This window comes from Saccharopolyspora erythraea, assembly GCF_018141105.1.
Taxonomy (GTDB): Bacteria; Actinomycetota; Actinomycetes; order Mycobacteriales; family Pseudonocardiaceae; genus Saccharopolyspora_D; species Saccharopolyspora_D erythraea_A.
This window is the reverse complement of sequence record NZ_CP054839.1, coordinates 4116468-4133390: the sequence shown is the minus strand read 5'-3', so window position 1 is coordinate 4133390 and position 16923 is coordinate 4116468. Positions and strand designations below refer to the sequence as shown.

Annotated in this window: 17 protein-coding genes and 2 pseudogenes; 7 read left to right on the top strand and 12 right to left on the bottom strand. The window is 71.3% G+C overall.

Annotation, left to right across the window (positions count from 1 at the left end; translation table 11 throughout):
- Window positions 1-52: 52 nt before the first annotated feature.
- Entirely contained in the window at window positions 53-1012 is a 960-nt protein-coding gene (locus tag HUO13_RS18560; RefSeq protein WP_211896408.1) for a DUF1177 domain-containing protein, read from the bottom strand.
- Here HUO13_RS18560 and HUO13_RS38260 point away from each other — a divergent pair.
- Both HUO13_RS38260 and HUO13_RS37535 read left to right on the top strand, forming a co-directional pair.
- Window positions 1001-1399, top strand: a pseudogene (locus HUO13_RS38260) (helix-turn-helix domain-containing protein); the annotation flags it as partial. The gene HUO13_RS18560 and the pseudogene HUO13_RS38260 sit on opposite strands and share 12 nt — an antisense overlap.
- A gap of 269 nt (window positions 1400-1668) precedes the next feature.
- The gene (locus HUO13_RS37535) at window positions 1669-2064 is read left to right on the top strand and encodes an IclR family transcriptional regulator (protein ID WP_249123847.1); all 396 of its coding nucleotides are present in this window, start codon (window positions 1669-1671) and stop codon (window positions 2062-2064) included.
- A gap of 65 nt (window positions 2065-2129) precedes the next feature.
- Here HUO13_RS37535 and HUO13_RS18550 read toward each other — a convergent pair whose 3' ends face one another.
- Complete coding sequence (locus tag HUO13_RS18550) at window positions 2130-2666, bottom strand: MarR family winged helix-turn-helix transcriptional regulator (RefSeq protein ID WP_211896407.1); 537 nt, start codon at window positions 2664-2666, stop codon at window positions 2130-2132.
- 152 nt (window positions 2667-2818) lie between these two features.
- Between HUO13_RS18550 and HUO13_RS18545 the strand changes: the two genes are divergently transcribed.
- Complete coding sequence (locus tag HUO13_RS18545; protein ID WP_211896406.1) at window positions 2819-3781, top strand: MBL fold metallo-hydrolase; 963 nt, start codon at window positions 2819-2821, stop codon at window positions 3779-3781.
- An 11-nt stretch (window positions 3782-3792) separates the two neighbouring features.
- Window positions 3793-5439 carry an FAD-dependent monooxygenase gene (locus HUO13_RS18540; RefSeq protein ID WP_211896405.1) on the top strand — a complete coding sequence of 549 codons (1647 nt, stop codon included), beginning with the start codon at window positions 3793-3795 and terminating at the stop codon, window positions 5437-5439.
- Between the two features lie 41 nt (window positions 5440-5480).
- Here the strand turns inward: HUO13_RS18540 and HUO13_RS18535 are convergent, their stop codons facing one another.
- Window positions 5481-6536 carry a zinc-dependent alcohol dehydrogenase family protein gene (locus HUO13_RS18535; protein ID WP_211896404.1) on the bottom strand — a complete coding sequence of 352 codons (1056 nt, stop codon included), beginning with the start codon at window positions 6534-6536 and terminating at the stop codon, window positions 5481-5483.
- Window positions 6537-6652: 116 nt separating this feature from the next.
- Between HUO13_RS18535 and HUO13_RS18530 the strand changes: the two genes are divergently transcribed.
- On the top strand, window positions 6653-7156 hold the full coding sequence (locus HUO13_RS18530) for a GNAT family N-acetyltransferase (protein WP_211896403.1): 504 nt from the start codon (window positions 6653-6655) through the stop codon (window positions 7154-7156).
- Between the two features lie 229 nt (window positions 7157-7385).
- Here the strand turns inward: HUO13_RS18530 and HUO13_RS18525 are convergent, their stop codons facing one another.
- From HUO13_RS18525 to HUO13_RS18490, 8 genes and pseudogenes are all read right to left on the bottom strand, one after another.
- Window positions 7386-8324: a TAXI family TRAP transporter solute-binding subunit gene (locus tag HUO13_RS18525; protein ID WP_211896402.1), complete on the bottom strand. Its 939-nt coding sequence runs from the start codon at window positions 8322-8324 to the stop codon at window positions 7386-7388.
- The gene (locus HUO13_RS18520) at window positions 8321-9724 is read right to left on the bottom strand and encodes a sensor histidine kinase (protein WP_211896401.1); all 1404 of its coding nucleotides are present in this window, start codon (window positions 9722-9724) and stop codon (window positions 8321-8323) included. Before HUO13_RS18520 ends, HUO13_RS18525 begins: the two co-directional genes overlap by 4 nt.
- 4 nt (window positions 9725-9728) lie before the next feature.
- Window positions 9729-10385 (bottom strand): response regulator transcription factor, encoded by a 657-nt coding sequence (locus HUO13_RS18515; protein ID WP_249123846.1) that lies wholly within the window; start codon window positions 10383-10385, stop codon window positions 9729-9731.
- A 13-nt stretch (window positions 10386-10398) separates the two neighbouring features.
- Complete coding sequence (locus tag HUO13_RS18510) at window positions 10399-11736, bottom strand: MFS transporter (RefSeq protein ID WP_211902548.1); 1338 nt, start codon at window positions 11734-11736, stop codon at window positions 10399-10401.
- 186 nt (window positions 11737-11922) lie between these two features.
- Window positions 11923-12387, bottom strand: a pseudogene (locus tag HUO13_RS18505) (tyrosine-type recombinase/integrase); the annotation flags it as partial.
- 250 nt (window positions 12388-12637) lie between these two features.
- Entirely contained in the window at window positions 12638-12868 is a 231-nt protein-coding gene (locus HUO13_RS18500) for a DUF397 domain-containing protein (RefSeq protein WP_211902547.1), read from the bottom strand.
- Window positions 12869-12963: 95 nt separating this feature from the next.
- Window positions 12964-13371, bottom strand: a complete 408-nt coding sequence (locus tag HUO13_RS18495) for a hypothetical protein (protein ID WP_211902546.1) — start codon at window positions 13369-13371, stop codon at window positions 12964-12966.
- Window positions 13372-13817: 446 nt separating this feature from the next.
- Window positions 13818-14561 carry a GntR family transcriptional regulator gene (locus HUO13_RS18490; RefSeq protein ID WP_211902545.1) on the bottom strand — a complete coding sequence of 248 codons (744 nt, stop codon included), beginning with the start codon at window positions 14559-14561 and terminating at the stop codon, window positions 13818-13820.
- A gap of 132 nt (window positions 14562-14693) precedes the next feature.
- On the opposite strand from HUO13_RS18490, the gene HUO13_RS18485 reads away from it, so the two are divergent.
- Together HUO13_RS18485 and HUO13_RS18480 are read left to right on the top strand one after the other, a co-directional pair.
- Window positions 14694-14987: a hypothetical protein gene (locus HUO13_RS18485; RefSeq protein ID WP_211902544.1), complete on the top strand. Its 294-nt coding sequence runs from the start codon at window positions 14694-14696 to the stop codon at window positions 14985-14987.
- Between the two features lie 543 nt (window positions 14988-15530).
- The gene (locus HUO13_RS18480) at window positions 15531-16025 is read left to right on the top strand and encodes a hypothetical protein (RefSeq protein WP_211902543.1); all 495 of its coding nucleotides are present in this window, start codon (window positions 15531-15533) and stop codon (window positions 16023-16025) included.
- Window positions 16026-16242: 217 nt separating this feature from the next.
- Here the strand turns inward: HUO13_RS18480 and HUO13_RS18475 are convergent, their stop codons facing one another.
- Entirely contained in the window at window positions 16243-16875 is a 633-nt protein-coding gene (locus HUO13_RS18475) for a maleylpyruvate isomerase family mycothiol-dependent enzyme (protein ID WP_249125018.1), read from the bottom strand.
- Window positions 16876-16923 lie beyond the last annotated feature (48 nt).

The window sequence follows — 16923 nt, the reverse complement described above, 5'->3', positions numbered from 1 at the left end:
GGCTTCAACCAAACGTCCACATTGGACGACTCTCGAGGCCGGCCATCCGTCTTCAAGCGCCCTTCCCCGCGGGCGGGAGCGCGCCCATGGTCTGCAGGTGCGCCATCGACCCGTAGCGCTCGACTAGACGGGCGAACTCGGCCTGGTCGTGGAACTCCAGGGCCCCGGCACCGAACTCCTTGGCCACCTCCACCGCGTATCGGGCCGCGGCGGCGATGTCGGTCTCGTGGCTCGCGCCGGTGGCGCAACCCGGGACCGCCGTGGCCGTCACGATCGCAAGTCCCACGACGGAGACGTCGGTGGCCGTGGCGGGCTGCAGGATCGAGTTGATGTGGTAGATCCCGTTGCCGTACGGCGTGATGTCCTGCGTGGTCACCGGGTATGTCACCAGCGGCTCGCCGGTGACCGTCTCCAGCAGCGCGCCCAGCCTGTCGGACACGCGCAGCACGTAGCCCTGCCGGACCGTCGGCGACAGCGCCAGGCCCTTGTGGTTGATGATCCGGTTGCCCTTGGTGGTGTCGATCGAGAGCACCGCGTCCATCTCGCGGGTGACCTCGTGGGCGTTCATGGTCGCCATGTCAACCGGCGAGTCCATGAACGGCACAGGATCGTGCGGCCGTGTCGGGGCGTCCGGGCACACGTGGGTCCGGATCGTCACGTCACCGGGCAGGACGTCGCCGCGGGCCCGCATCGACAGCAGCTTCGCGGCGGCGGCCAGCGCGGCGGCCGCGCCGTCGCCGTCGGAGACGTAACCGGTCGTCTCCGGGCGGGCCCCGACACCGCCGAGCCTGCCGACCACACCGAGCGTCGGCGCGTCGCCGCCGGCGGACTTGCCCGCGAAACCGGGGACGTGCACGCGGACGAAGTCCGTCGTACCCGCGCGGCCGCTGACCGACGTGCTCGTGACCAGGCCGGACTCACCGGCGATGCGGTCGAGGTGGTCGACGACGTCGGCCCCGCCGACCTCGGGGTGGTCGAGGAGGTCCATCACTTCGAGGACATGTTTGAGCATGGGCGCCCCTACGGGGTCGTGGACGCGGTCCGGCCTCGGGCGGCCCGCGTCGTCGATCGCTGGAGTGCGGCGCCCGCGGACAGGACGGGGGTCCATCCGCGGCGCTCGCGCGGCCACCGGCGGCGGATCGCGCCGCGCTGTGGTGTGGCGTTCACCGGGGGCGTTCGGAGCGGCCCCGGCGACCGCCTCGCTGCGGGTCATCGACCACGCCGGGCAAGGATTTCCCGCTATTCGCACAATGGCGGGATGGCCGAACCCGGAACCGCCCCTCGGACCCCGGCCGGTCTCCCGCAGACCGCCGACCGCGCGTTGCAGGTGTTGCTGGCCTTCGACCGCTCCCGCCCGGAGTGGGGCGTCACCGAGGTGGCCTCCGAGTTCGGTCTGCACACCTCCATCGCCCAGCGGCTGCTGGCGGTGCTGGCCCACCGCGGGTTCCTGGTGCGGGACTCGGCCAACCGCCGCTACCGGATCGGTCCGGCCGCGCTGCACCTGGGACGGATGTGGGACCGGGCTGGAGCGCTGGACATCCTGGTGCGTCCGCTGCTCGCCGAGCCGGCCGAGGCCACCGGACACAGCGCGCTGCTGTCGGTGCCCGACAGCGCGCACATGCGCTGCGTGCTCGCCGTGGACGGCGCCGACGGCCGGCTGCGGGGTATTTGCTGGTCAACGAGCTGTATCCGGCGCACGCCGGCGCCACCAGCAAGTCCTACTACGCCTTCCTGCCCGACGAGCAGCGCACCTGGCTGTTCACCGACCGGCCGCTGGCACGGTTCACCGAGCGCACCGTCACCGACCTCGCGCTGCTGGAGCGCCAGTTCGCCGAGGTCCGCGAACGCGGCTGGGCCTACACGGTCGGCGAGTACGACCCCGGGGTCGCCACGCTCGCGGTGCCGGTCTTCCTGCGCGACGAGCCCTACGGCAGCCTCAGCGTCGGGTGGTCGGCGGAGCGGTTCGACCACGACCCGGCCGAGTGGGCGGACCTCCTGCGCGAGGTGAGCTCGCGCATCCGCCTCCGGCTGACCCACCCCGCGCCCCGGCGTGCCCGCCGGTAGCCGCTCAGCGCATCACGTATGCGCTGCCGGGGAGCGCGGCAGCCCTGCGACTGGACCGGTTCCCCTCAGCTGCGGCGCTTGGCCTCGGCGCTGACCGAGCCGGTGGCGAGCTTCTCCAGCAGGCCGATCAGGATCGTGCGCTCGGGCCGGGTCAGCGTGGACGCCCACGCCTGCTCGCGCTCGTTGTGGGCGGTGTAGGCACCGAGGATGGCTTCCCGGCCCGCCTCGGTGAGTTCGAACGAGACCACGCGGCGGTCGCGCTCTCTCTGCCGCCTGGAGATCGTCCCGTCCCGCTCCAGTGTCTTGACCAGTGCGGACACCGCCGCCCGGCTCATCCCCGAGAGCTCGGCGACCCGCTTGCCCTCCAGCGGCCCGGCCAGCCAGAGCACGAAGAGCACGCGGAACCCCGGCCAGCTCAGGCCGCGCGGCCGGTGCACCGACGACTCCAGGTCGTACACCAGCGCGCTGGTCGCCCGGTGCAGGGTAAGCACGAGCCGCATCGCGACCGGGTCGACCTCCGGCAGTTCGCGGGAGGTCCGGTCGACCGCGTAGTCGACGAACGAGATGTAGTCCAGGGAGTCGGCGGCGGGTTCTGCTGGCATGAGCCCAGGCTAGAGGGCGGCTCGTGCGCCGTGCGGGCGCGTCGCCCGCCGCATCGCACGTGCTGCGAGCAGCCGTTCGGTGGCTTCCACTGGGTGTGCGCGCCGCGCTAGCTTCACCCCAGTTGATCAAAGCTTTGACCGAGGAGGGGCCGATGTCGGCGAAGCCGTTCGCGTCGTCGGGTGACCTGGCCGACAAGGAGCAGACGCTGGAGGTGCTGGCCGACGGCGTGTACGCGCTGACCGCCGAGGGCGATCCGAACGTCGGCGCCGTCGAGGGCGAGGACTTCCTGGTCTGCTTCGAGGCCCTGGCCACGCCCACCGCGGCCCGGGAGTGGCTGGCCAGGCTGCGCGAGTACACCGACAAGCCGGTCAAGTACCTGGTGCTGTCGCACTACCACGCGGTGCGGGTGCTGGGCGCGAGCGCCTTCGACGCCGAGGTCGTCATCGCCCACGACAACACCCGCGCCCTGATCGCCGAACGCGGCAAACAGGACTGGGAATCGGAGTTCGCCAGGATGCCCCGGCTGGCCAAGGACGCCGCGTCGGTGCCCGGGCTGACCTGGCCGACGCTGACCTTCTCCGACCGGCTCACCATCGACCTGGGCGGCGACCGGGGCAGCCTCGAGCTGCACTACTGCGGCCGCGGGCACACCGAGGGCGACCTCGTCGCCTGGCTGCCGCAGCAGCGCATCCTGTTCGCCGGCGACCTGGTCGAGGCCGAGGCCGCGCTCTACACCGGCGACGCCTTCCACCGCGAGTGGGCGACCTCCACTCTGGACGCCGTCCGCGCGCTCGGCGCCGAGGCGCTGGTCGGCGGCCGCGGCGCGGTCAGCCGGGGAACCGACGCGGTGCATGCGGCCATCGACCAGACCCGTCACTTCCTGGAGGTGATGATCCAGGAGGTCGGCGCGGTCCAGCAGCGGGGCGGCACGCTCAAGGAGGCGTTCGAGGCGACCCACGCCGCGCTGGTCGGCACCTACGGGCGTTGGCCGATCTTCGAGCACTGCCTGCCGTTCGACGTGGCACGGCTGTGGGACGAACTGTCCGGTGTGGAGCGGCCCGTGATCTGGACACCGGAACGGGACCGCGATGTCTGGGACCTGTTGCAGGGCTGAGCGAGGACCGGATGAGCGCACGGCATGGACGCGTCGCGGTGATCGGCAACGGACCGGTCGGCCAGACGGCGGCGCTGCTGCTGGCCAGGTGGGGCGTGCGGGTCGTGGTGCTGGACCGGCGGCCGGAGCGCGACCGCGCGGGTTCGCGCTCGATCTGCCAGCAGGGCGACGTGCTCGACGTGTGGGAGAGCGTCGGCGCGGGGCGGCGCATCGCCGACGAGGGCCTGACCTGGACCACCGCGCGCACCTTCTACCGGGACGCGGAGCTGTTCAGCCACACCCTCGGCGACCGCGGGCACGCCCGCTTCCCGCCGTTCGTCAACCTCTCGCAGGTCCGCACCGAGCAGATCCTCGACGAGCGGATCGCCGATGAACCGCTCGTCGAGGTCCTGTGGGACCACGAGGTCACCGAGCTGGAGCAGGACGCCTCCGGCGTGCTGCTGCGCTGCGGTGCCCGGACGTTCGCGGCCGACTACGCGGTCGCGTGCGCGGGAGGCCACGGCGACGAGGTACGCCGGATGCTGGGCGTGACCTTCGCCGGGCACTCCTTCGACGACCGGTTCCTGATCTGCGACATCCGTGCCGACCTGCCCGGGTGGGCCCACGAGCGGCGCTTCCACTTCGACCCCTCCTGCAACCCGGGACGCCAGGTGCTGATCCACCCGTGCCCCGGCTCCACCTACCGAATCGACTGGCAGGTGCCGCGCGACTACGACCTGGCGGCCGAGTCCGAGTCGGGAGCGCTGGACGCCAGGATCCGCGCGGTCATCGGCGACCACGACTACGAGATCGTCTGGAAGTCGGTCTACCGCTTCCACTCGCGGCTCGTCGACCGGATGCGGGTCGGCCGTGTGCTGCTCGCCGGCGACTGCGCGCACCTGGTGGCGCCGTTCGGCGCGCGCGGGCTGAACTCCGGGGTCGCCGATGTCGAGAACGCCGCGTGGAAGATCGCGTTCGCGTTGCACGGCGGGGCGGGCGAGGGCCTGCTGGAGAGCTACCACGCCGAGCGGCACCTCGCCGCCCGCGAGAACCTGGCCGTCACCACGACCACGATGGAGTTCCTCGTCCCGCACGGTGAAGCGCAGCGGGAGCGGCGGCGACGGGTGCTCGACAGCGCTGTGTCGGACCCGGCGGCGCGCGCCGAGGTCGACTCCGGCAGGCTCAGCGAACCGTTCTGGTACGCGGCGTCTCCGCTGACGACTCCGGACCCGAGCCGGGCGTTCAACGGACGGCCGCCGCGCGGACAGGCACCACGTCCGGGGCCCGGGGTGCTCGTACCGGACGCTCCGCTTGCCGGCCCTGACCGCACCCGCTTCCGCGAGCTGGCCCGGGACGGGTTCCTGTTCCTGACCACTGCGGGGGTCGATCCGGCACAGGTGCGCGACTGGGTGGCCGACATCGACCTACCGCTGCGCGTGACGTCGCTGGCGGAGATCGACGGTGCGGGCGCGCTCTCCTCGGCGCTGGAGGCGCGTCCGGGCGAGGTGTGGCTCGTACGGCCGGACGCCCACGTCGCCGCCGTCGTGCACCAACCGAGCGGGAACGCCCTGCGTACCGCGCTCAGACGCGCACTCGGCCACCCGATCGGCGTGCCGCACCCGCGCGGAATCCCCCGGAACCCCGCCGTGGAGTCCGAAAAGGAGGGTGGGCGCAGCTAGCAAGCACGGACAGGCATGAGAAAGACCGCAGCCTGAGTTTCCTAGGAGGTGTTGCGGTGCGGTTCCACGACGGTCACGCCCGGGCCAGCTCCCCCGCCCATCGCGGCCAGCGCCTCCGGTGCCTGCTCCAGGCCGATCACGTTGGTCACCAGCAGGTCCGGGCGCAGCGAACCGGTGGCGACCATCTCCATCATCGCCGGGTACTCGTGCGCGGCCATGCCGTGACTGCCCAGTACCTCCAGCTCGAGCGCGATGACCCGCGACATCGGCAGGCTCGGGTCCCCCGCCGCCTGCGGCAGCAGGCCGACCTGCACGTGCCTGCCGCGGCTGCGCAGGCTCGCGACCGAGTTGGCGCAGGTCTGCGGGCTGCCGAGCGCGTCGATCGACACGTGCGCACCGCCGCCGGTCATTCCGGCGACCGCCTCGGCCACGGGTACCGGCAGCGCCGAGGGGTCCAGGCACTCCTTCGCGCCGAAGCGGCGCGCCAGGGCGAGCGCGTCCGGTGAGATGTCGACCGCGATCACGGCGGCACCGCAGGCGGCGGCGATCATCACCGCGGACAGCCCCACCCCGCCGCAGCCGTGCACCACGACCCACTGCCCAGCCGTCACCCGGCCCTGGGCGACCACCGCCCGGAAGGCCGTCGCGAACCGGCAGCCGAGCCCGGCCGCGGTCGCGAACGACATCGCGTCCGGCACGGCCACGAGGTTGACGTCGGCGTTCTCCAGCGACACGAACTCGGCGAAGGACCCCCAGTGCGTGAAGCCCGGCTGCGTCTGGTGCGCGCACACCTGCTGGTCGCCCCGCGCGCACTCGGCGCACCGGCCGCACGCGCAGACGAACGGCACCGTGACCCGGTCGCCGGGCCGCCAGTTGGCGACCTCGGCGCCCACCGCCTCGACGACGCCGGACAGCTCGTGCCCGGGCACGTGCGGCAGCGCGATGTCCGGGTCGTGGCCCATCCACCCGTGCCAGTCGCTGCGGCACAGCCCGGTCGCCTCGACACGCACCACCGCGCCGAGCCGCGACGGCTCGGGATCGGGCACCTCGCGGACGACGGGGGTCCGGCCGAACTCCTCGAACACCATGGCACGCATCGATCGCACCTCCTCACCCCGGCACCGCTCGGCCGGCACACTGCTGCACGGGCTCCCCAACCTATCGAACCGGTTCGCGCGCAATTCCGGTTGCTCCGGTGGATAGCGTTGTCCACATGGCATTCCCGGAGGTTTCGACGTCCCGGTTGAAGCTGCGGCGAGTGCGCGAGAGCGACCTCGACGCGTTCGCCGCGCTGGAGGCGTCGCTGCGCGCCCGCGAGGAGCCTCCACGCAAGCCACCGGAGGTGCTGGACTGCGCGCGTTTCCTCAACGCCTTCGTCGAGGTCTGGGACCGCGGCGAGCACGGCTACTGGACAATCCTGCTCGGCGAACGTGTCGCCGGATTCGGTGGTGTGCAGCCGAAGCTGTGGCGCGACCGGCGCTGCTGGAACCTCTACTACCGCGTGGCTCCGGAATTCTGGGGCATGGGCATCGCGACCGAAACGGCGCGCGCGGCGATCGCGGCCGGCGCTTCCGCGCAGCCCGGGTGGCCGGTGCTGGTGGAGACCAGCCCGTCGAACGCGTCCGCGATCAGGGTCGCCGAACGCGTGGGTCTGACCAGGCAGCCCGCGTGTCCGGACGGCGAGTACGCGGTCCTGCTGCTGGAGCCGGGCGCCTGAGCCCGGCTCCCGGCCGGGCTCAGGCGGGCACGCCCGGCGTCTGACGTGGTAGTCGCGGCAGCCTCAGGTCGTCGATCCACCTGCGGACCGGCTTCGGGAAACAGCCCCATCGGCGCGGCTGCGCGCGCCCAGGATTCCTCAACGGCACCTCTACCTCCCGGTACCTCACCATTGCGGGCAATTCTGATCGCGCCGCGAAGCGCCCGGGAGGGCACAAAGTCACCGCTCGTCAGCCGTGGAGCTCCCGGTAGGCCCGTTGCGCCCCCGGGTGCAGCGGCACCGCGCCGGTGCCGGTCAGGGTCCGGACATCCAGGAACTGGGTGCCGACCGCCTGCCGCGGCACCAGCCGGGACGCCTGGCCGACCAGCACGCGCACGACCGTCGCGGCGACGTCGTCGGGCAGGCCGGGCGGGCACACCAGCAGGTTGGCCATGCCGACGGTCGGCACCCCGGCCCCCATCCGGTAGGCACGCGGCGGCACCCACACCTGCTCGCAGACCGCGTACCCGCACAGCCCGGGCACCGATGCCTGCAACGGGACCAGCCGGATGCCGCTGCGTTCGTCCAGTGCGCGAAGCGCGGGCGTGGGCACGCCACCCGACCACAGCAGCGCTTCGATCCGGCCGTTCTCCAACGCCGCCACCGCCTCCTCCAGAGGCAGGGCCAGCGTCCGGGCCTCGACTCCCGCGCGGGCCAGCAGGCGGGTGCCGAAGAACGTGCTGCCGGACTTCGGCGCGCCCAGCGACACCGTCCGCCCACGCAGGTCGGGCAGCCCGCGGATCGGGCTGTCCACCGGCACGACGAGCTGGACGTAGTTCTCGTACAACCGGCCCAGCGCCCTGACCTGCACCGGGGGCCCCAGCTCCCCCCGCGGTGCGGCCTGGGCCACGTCGGCGAGCAGCAGCGCGAGCTCGGCGCGGCCGTCCCGGAGGAGCTCGACGTTGGCCACGCTGCCCTCGGTGTCGAAGACGGTGGGCCTCAGCCGGGAGTCGGCAAGGGCGATCTCTTCGGCCAGCAGTGCTGCGAACTCGGAGTAGAAGCCGCCCCGCTCCCCCGCCGCGATGCGCAGAGGCAGCTCAGGCCCAGCCGGCGCGCACGCGGGCAGCACGCCGGCGAGGATCCCGGCGGCTCCCAACCGAAGCAGCCGACGGCGGTCGATGCCACTCACGGTCGATCACCTCCGTCCCGCGCGACCGGCAGTTCCACCCGAACCGACAAACCGTGCGGCTCGACCCCGGCCACGCGCAGGGAGCCTCCGCGTGCGGTCGCGAGCCGGTCGGCGATGGACAGCCCGAGCCCGGTCCCCCGGCTGCCGCGGTCGCGGTCGGCCCGCCAGAACCGGCCGGTGGCCATGGCCAGCTCGTCAGGTGCCAGTCCGGGGCCGGTGTCGGTCACCGCGAGCCGGTACCACTGCCGGTCGGCGGTCTCGGAGACGGTCACCTCGGCACCGGTGCCCGCGTACTTGACCGCGTTGTCCAGGACGACGTCGAGGATCTGGGCCAGGTCGTCCCGCGCGCACCGCGCGTCGACGCGGAACGCGGGCGGGTCGCCGGTGCGCAGCACGACGCCGGCGTCATCGGCGGCGGAGCGCCAGGCAGCCACCCGGTCCGCGACGACCGCGTGCGGATCGCACGTGGAGCCGTCGGCACCACCGTCGCGGTCGGCCGCGCTGTCGTCGGCCGTCGACAGCACCAGCAAGCGGTCCAGCAGCGCCTCCAGCCGCTCCACCTCCTCGACCGTGGACCGGTAGCTGGCCATGGCCTCCGGCTGGATCCGCCGCTCCAGCGCGTCCACCCGCAGCCGCAGCGCGGCCATCGGGTTGCGCAGCTGGTGGGAGGCGTCGGCGACCATGCGGCGCTGCCGTTCCTCGGCCTCGGCCACCGCCTCCGACATGCCGTTGAACAGCCCGGCAAGGGCACGCAGCTCCGGAGGTCCGGCGCCGACCGCCACCCGGGTCTGCCGGGAACCGGCGGCAACCGCGCGGACCCCGGACTCCAGCTCCCCGAGCGGACGCAGGATCCAGCGCGCCACGACCAGGGCCAGCACCCCGCAGGCGGCCAGCGCGCTGACCGCGCCCAGCGCGATCAGCGCCCACTGGCGGGAGATGTCGGCGGCGGCCGCGCGCACCGACACCCGCATCACCACCGCCCCGGTCACCCGGGTACCGCTGCCCACCGGGCGGTGGCGCAGCACGTCCTCGCCCGACCACGGCCGCAGCGGCGCGAGCTGCCCGGACGGCTCGTTGCGCAACGCCTGGTCGATCGGCTCGGCGACGTCCGCGGCTCGCAGCCCGCCGGTCTCCACGATCGGCCCGCGGTCGGCGCCGACCACGACCAGCGGCTCGCCGTAGAGCTCGGTGTAGCGGGTGGCCTCGCTGACCAGCTGGGCGACGTCGCCGGTGCCGCTGGCCTGGTCGGCCAGCGCGGCGAACCGGTCCAGCGCGCCGCTGCGGGACAGGGCGAGCTGCTGGGTCCGCTGAGCGGCGGTCACGCCCAGCAGCGGCAGCGCGAACGCGGCGACCGCCACGATCGAGAAGGTCAGCAGCACCAGCAGCAGGCGCCTGCGCACGGCGCTACTCCCCGAACCGGTAACCGAACCCGCGGATCGTGGTCAGCACCCGCGGGCGGTCGAGCTTGGCGCGCAACTGCGCGATGTGCACGTCGAGGGACCGGGAGATGGCCAGGTAGGCATCGCCCCACACCTCGTCCATCAGCTTCTGCCTGCTCACCGCGGTGCCCGCGTGGTTGGCCAGCACCGCCAGCACGTCGAACTCCTTCGGCGTCAGCTCGACGTCGCGTTCGCCGACCCGGACGCGGCGGGTGCGCAGGTCCACCCGCACGTCGGCCGCCGCCACCACCTCGCTCGCCGGCGAGGTGGCGCTGTGCCGCCGCGTCACCACGTCGATGCGGGCCAGCAGCTCGGCCATCCGGACCGGCTTGACCAGGTAGTCGTCGGCTCCGGAGCGCAGCCCGCGGACCACGCTGCGCTCCTCACCGCGGGCGGTCAGCACGATCACCGGCAGTTCGGCGACCCTGCGCAGCTTGCGGAGCACCTCCAGGCCGTCGACGTCGGGCAGCCCCAGGTCGAGCAGGACCAGGTCGTGCTCGCGGTGGCGGGTCAGCGCGTCGGTGCCCCGCGAGACCCGCGTCGGGCGGTGGCCGTGCGCGGTGAGGACGTCGACGAGGGCGTCGGCGACGCCGTCGTCGTCCTCGACGAGCAGCACACGCACGGCCACCTCCCGCTCAGCTCGGCTTGCTCGGCTGCGGGGCGTCCTCCAGCGACGAGCTCTGCGAGGTCTCGCGCATGCAGAGGTACACGACCAGCGAGACCAGGACGCATCCTGCCACGTACCAGTAGAACACCGGCTCGTTGCCCGCCTGCTTGAGCCACAGCCCGACGAACTCGGCGGTGCCGCCGAAGATCGCCACGGTCAGCGCGTAGGGCAGGCCGACGCCGAGCGCGCGGATGTTGGTCGGGAACAGCTCGGCCTTCACGATCGCGTTGATCGAGGTGTAGCCGGTGACGATGACCAGCCCGGCCAGCATCAGCGCGAAGGCGGCCACCGGGTTCTGCGTCGAGCTGAGCAGCGTCAGCAGCGGCACCGTCAGCAGGGTGCCGCTGACGCCGAAGCCCAGCAGCAGCTTGCGGCGGCCGATGCGGTCCGACAGCGCCCCGGCCAGCGGCTGGATGCACAGGAACACCAGCAGCGCCAGGAAGTTGATCCAGGCGACGGTGCCCTTGTCGATGCCGGAGGTGTTCACCATGAACTTCTGCAGGTACGTGGTGAAGGTGTAGAAGGCGACGGTGCCGCCGAGGGTCAGGCCGACGACCAGCAGGCACTCCCTGGGGTGGCGCAGCAGCGCCCGCACGGTGCCGCGCTGTTCCGAGCCGGACGCCGACTCCTTCTGGTAGCTGTCGGTCTCGTCCATGCCGCGGCGCAGCCACATCACGACCAGCGCGCCCACCGCGCCGATCACGAACGGGATCCGCCAGCCCCACTCGGCCATCTGCTCGCCGCTCAGCATCTGCTGCAACACGATCTGCACGCCGAGGGCGGTGAGCTGACCGGCCACCAGGGTTACGTACTGGAAGCTGGAGTAGAAGCCCCGCCGCCCCGTCGAGGCGACCTCGGAGAGGTAGGTGGCCGACGTCGAGTACTCGCCGCCCACCGAGATGCCCTGCACCAGGCGGGCCGCCAGCAGCAGCGCGGGCGCGAGGATGCCGATCGAGGCGTAGGTCGGGGTGAGCGCGATGACCAGCGAGCCCGCCGCCATCAGCGTCACCGACAGCGTCAGCGCGGCACGCCGGCCGAAGCGGTCCGCGTAGCGGCCCAGCATCCAGCCGCCGAGTGGACGCATCAGGAACCCGATCGCGAACACGCCCGCCGAGTTGAGCAGCTGCGCGGTCAGGTCACCCTTCGGGAAGAACGCCGATGCGAAGTAGACGCTGAAGGCGGTGTAGGCGTACCAGTCGTACCACTCGATCAAGTTGCCGATGGAGCCACGCATGACGTTGGCCACCACGCGCCGTTCGCCGCCCGGCCGCGCCGCCGGTGGAGCCGTCGCCACCTGTCCTGACATACCCGTCCTCCTTTCGTGAACGGACTCACATTGAGGTGGCGGCGAGGCCGCAACAAGAACGGACGGCACTCCTTTACATCCGCTTAAGGTGGAAGTCACATGTTGATCACGCGGAGCGGCTACTGACCTGCGGTTTCTCCGAATCGGAGCTGTTCATGATCGCAGTGTGATACGACCGGTTCCGACCTAGGACACCCCGCCGGACCTGGGAATGAGCGCGGCAGTCCGCTCGGCCGCCTCGTGGGCGACTTCGGGCAGCACCGAGGTGTAGATGTCGGCGGTGATACTCCGCGACGCGTGGCCCAGCATCGCCTGCACCACCTTGATGTCGACCCCGGCCGCCAGCGCGAACGTCGCCGCGCAATGGCGTAGGCCGTGGAGCCGGATCGGCGGGAGCCCCGCCCGCTTGGTCAGGACGCGGAACCGATAGAGGACCCGAGGGGGGTTCAGCGCCGATCCATCCGAGTCGGTGAACACGCGCCCGGAGTTCACCCACGCCTCGCCCAGGCGAAGCCGTTCGGCGACCTGCGTCTTGCGGTGCTCCCGCAGGACCGCCACCGTGCCCGTGTCGAGCGCCACCGTGCGCTCCCCCGCCTCGGTCTTGCTCTCCCGGATGGTGAGCGTGCGCGCGTCGAGGTCGACGTCCCGCCATTCGACGCGACATCCCCGGGTGGAAGCTGAACCGCGAGGAAGAGATCAAGCGGTGGTATAGAAATCGATCCGAGCACCGGACCGACGACTGTACCGCTTAGCGAAAAGGATTCGACCGTGACGGATCAATGGCCCAATCCGTAATCAAGTCGCGCGGCCGCCGACGAGAGAAAGAAGAAGTTCCGTTCAGGCGCCCTGACAAACGAGCCCACGTCCGACACGAGGACGTGAGCTCGTTGTGTTACATGGGTCAGACGGTCAGGTGGTCGAATTCGCCGGCCTTGGCACCGTCGATGAACGCGCGGAGCTTCGCGCGGTCGGTCGTGATGATGGTGGTCGTGTCTTCGCTCTCCACGAGGTGGATCGCACCGCCCTTGCCGGGCGCGAGGTGCAGGCACTCCTTGCCGTCGATGTGGCTTTGGCTGGCCTTGACGAACTCCAGCTCTTCGCCGTCGACGGTGAGCTTCAGGACTGGCTTCATGACGTGTCCCCTTCTTCGGGGTCACACGTACCGCGGCACCGACTGTAGCGACCCGGGGGGGGGCGCATGATCGATACGCCGACCGGGTGGTCGTCTCAGTCGTCCCAGACGACCGCGCCGGGGCGTTTCAACACGATCGGGCTCGACGTGATCGGGTTCCCGTCTCCCGTCTCGGCCTTGAAGATCTGTTCGTACTTGCTCCGCTGGCGCTCGATCTTGCTAGCGATGTCCCACTCGTCTTTCTTGACGTACTGCACCCGCCCGTCGCTCATCATCCGGGCGAGGTAGTCGAAGACCCAGTCCGGCGCCTTCGTGTGGTCCCAGTGGCTCCCGCACGCGAAGCAGTCCAGGCGGAAGACCGCCTGGCGAATGTCCGCCGGGAAGTGTGCGGCCTGGAGGCGCGTGTGCTCGTACGGGTGTAGGCACAGGTGCGGCTCGGCCCAGATGGGGCTCGGGTACTCGGGGTCTCGCCCCGGTGCAATACCAAGGTTGGTGTAGTCCACTGCCCTACTCCCCTAACGCGGCCGGGCCGCGGTCGTTCGGGTGGTCGCGTACCGCGCCGATCAGAGTAGCGCCGCGTAGCCGCGTGGTGACAGGGGGCACACACTCGAAGACCCCGCCGTGCGTGGCGGGGTCCCCAACAAGGCTGGCTGCTCATCCGCCAGTGATGCCCCCGACTGACTTGGCAGCCCCGGGAAGCAACCCATCGAGAGGTCCCTCGCCCTGCGACGACGAGGACCCCAATATGTCACCAATGCTGATGAGGCCCGCCGAAGCTGGCCCCGCCCCCAAAACCACCAATCCAGCCGCCGCAAGAATGGCCGCGGTCAAAGATCGCGCGCGCATTTGAATCCCCTCCCATCAGCGAACATGTGCATCCGAGACGTACCGAACACGCGCCACGCGCGCAGGCTCAGGGCGCCGATCGGCGGTCACACGTCCGCGAGGATCAATCGGCATCCCAGGCGTAGCGCAGCTCGTAGCCGACACCGGACATGACCATGTCGTTGACCTCGACGAGGCGATCACCGCTGTAGGTGCGCCGCTGCACGGTGAGCACCGGGCCGCTGCCGAGGTCGAGCATCTGCTTCTCGTTCGCATCGGGCATCCGCGCGCCGACGATCTCTTCGTGGAAGGTCGGCTCGAAGCCCAGATCCTCCAGCCGGGCGTGCGCACCGCCGGCTCCTGTGTCGACCTCTTCGAGCGCGGTCCCGCGGGTGATCTCGCGCGGGAGCCGGGAGACGGCGAGCATCACCGGCTGACCGTCGGCGCGCATCACGCGGTCGCGGATGCACAGCTCGTCGGTCTCCTCGATCTTGAACAGCTCGGCGAACTCCTGCGCGGGCTCGAACCACACCCGCACCGAGGACGAGGGCGTGAAGCCCTGGTTTGCGGCTTCCGCGAGAAACGCCGCCTCGTTGCGCTGCCGCCGCGCCTTGGACAGCCGCTCGCGCGAGTCCACCCGCTTCACTACCCGTGGTGGTGCCACGAAAACTCCAACCCCGTGCCGCATGTGCACCAGGCCGGCGTCCCGCAGCTCCGCGAGAGCCTGCCTGATCGTCGTGCGCGATGCGTCGAACCGCGCGATCAGCTCGGGCTCTGCGGGCAGCTTGTCGCCGACACCCCAGACCGCCGAGTCGATCTCGCCGCGGAGCACGTCCGCGATCTCCCGGTAGCGGGCCGTTGCGTTCATTCGGCACCTCTCACACGTCTGGGTCGTCTTGCCTGGCTCCCATGATCTCACTTGTAGATCGCTTGCCAAAACTCGATCACGGTGGCTAAGGCACCACTCGTCTCAGACGAGTAGAACGAGTGGAGCTAGCCGATGGCCGCCCAACCCGCCCTGAGCACCACCACTCCCTCGCCGTCCAAGTACTTCGGAGAGGTCGCGTACTGGATCTGCCCACGGGGCTCCGGTGTCCGGCACGCGACGACCACACGCCCCGGGGCGCTGGTCAACGGGAGCGCGATCAAGGCGCTCGGCGGCTGCGCGATCACCGTGCCGATGGCGACTCCCAACGACCGTGTCCCGCGCAGTCGACCGGTCACCGCCCAGTGCGAGGACTGCAAAGCGGTCGTCGTGGAGCGCGGACTCATCTCCCGCATCTGGGACTTCTAAGACCGCTCGGCCGGTGGCACGTAACGACACCAGAAAATGGTGGTCATACGTACCGCAACCACCGGACCGAGCAGCCTCCCCCACGTCATCCCCAAGACCGCCTGGCGCGGGGGAGGCACCCATCTTCGATGGTCCAGCCCACGCTGCGGAATTGGGCCGCTCCAGTCGGCGAGGGCCTCTGGCACGCCATCGGCGTCGGCGGGCGCCACCCCGTCGCGGTCTGCGGCCACGAGCTGCGGTGGCCGCTGTACCGCGCCGTCGGCGTCATCCCGCCGCTCGCCGATGGCAGAGGCATTTGCCCGACCTGCACCACCGCTGCGGGCCTGTGGGCGCTACTCCCCCGATCCCCCGCCCCGGTGCCGCCGGCACGGCGCGAGTCCCCCGCCTCGTGTGCGCCGCCCCGACACCCGGCACCGGGGCGGGAACCCAACCCACCACGGACTCGTCATCACTGGCGAGGGGCTGCACCTTTGTGCTTCGCATCGACCGAGATCGTCAGGGGTCGCTGGCACGATCACCGCCGGTCGAGCTGCGAGGTGATCCGTGTCGGTCGAAGAGGTTGCGGCGAATCTGAGGCAGGCGCTCGGCAAGATCCCGGCCGAGGCACTGACACGAGCGGGCCAAGAACTCTCCGAGGCGATCGAGACGCTGCGACCGATCGCATCGGAGAGCACCGACCCCGAACTTCACGAGGCATCCACCCAGCTCGAAGAGGCTGATCGGGAAACCGATCGCATCATCGGGATATGCAACCGGGTTCGAGAGCTGGTCACCGGATACCTCGATCAAATCGGCGCGAACGCCCAGCCCGACTCGAACTCGCCCGCCGGCGCGCGCGAACCCGCCAGGCCCCAGCCGAAGAGCCAGGTCGACAAGCTCCGGGAGGAATTGCCGGTTCACTGCTGTACGTGCCGCCGCCCACGAGTACTTCCGCACCGGAGGAGGGCAGCCAACCTCCATCGAGTGGCGGCCGGGCCGCCCCATGGCCGGGCGCTCCAACACTCTCAGATGACGATCTTGCTGGGCGGCGGTGTGTGATACGAGTGTGATGCGACGAGGACCGGAGCGGGGTACCACCGGACATCACAGCCAAGCACGAAACCGCAGGTCAGACAGGATTCGCTGACACCCGGCGGGACCGTCCATCACGGGGCGTCAGGCGTGCGATCGAACATCCGCTCAAGGTGGAAGTCACGCGCCTGATCACTGGGCGCGGTAGCGCTTGCGATCGCGCCTGTCCGCCGGTATCCGCTGGTCAGGGCTCTCCCGCTAGTCGCCGACGCGGGCGGCGAGCTTGGGTTGCCCTGGCCCGGAAAGTTCCCCGGCCACGCCGCGGCGGCCGGCCATGGTCATGAGCAGGGCCTCGGCCGGGCCTCGGGCCTGCGGTCCCCGGCCGCACGACCCGTCCAGGTCGGTCGCCACCAGCCGAACGCCGCGAGCGCGCCCGGCCCCGGATCGGAGGTGCCAGCAGGGCGCAGCGCAGGGCGGGCAGCAGCCGTTCCACCGGGATCTCGCGCGGTCGCCCCAGCGCACGCCGGATGTCCTGGTGGTGGATGAGCCCGTCGAGGAAGGCGACCATGCCCCCGAAGGCCGCGGGCAGCCCCCGTGGGTCCAGATGCCGGTGCAGCACGGCGAGCAGCTCGTCGGTGCCGCGCGCGTTGTACTCGGCCATCCCGATGGCGTTGATGCGTGAAGACCGGAATGCACCGTTGGCGAAACGCCGGGCAAGTGACCTGCCGTCCAGTTCGTCGTAGCTGACCACGTGCGCCACCACGTCGCGCACCCGCCATCCGGCGCACAGGCTCGGGGCGTCCCAGTCCCAGGTCCGCGCGCTCTTCCCGAGCCAGGCGACGCGGATCCATGGTCGCCTGTATAGCCACCGCGCCACCCACCTGACAACGGCACCTCGCCTCTCCGGCTGTCGAACACCGCCGGC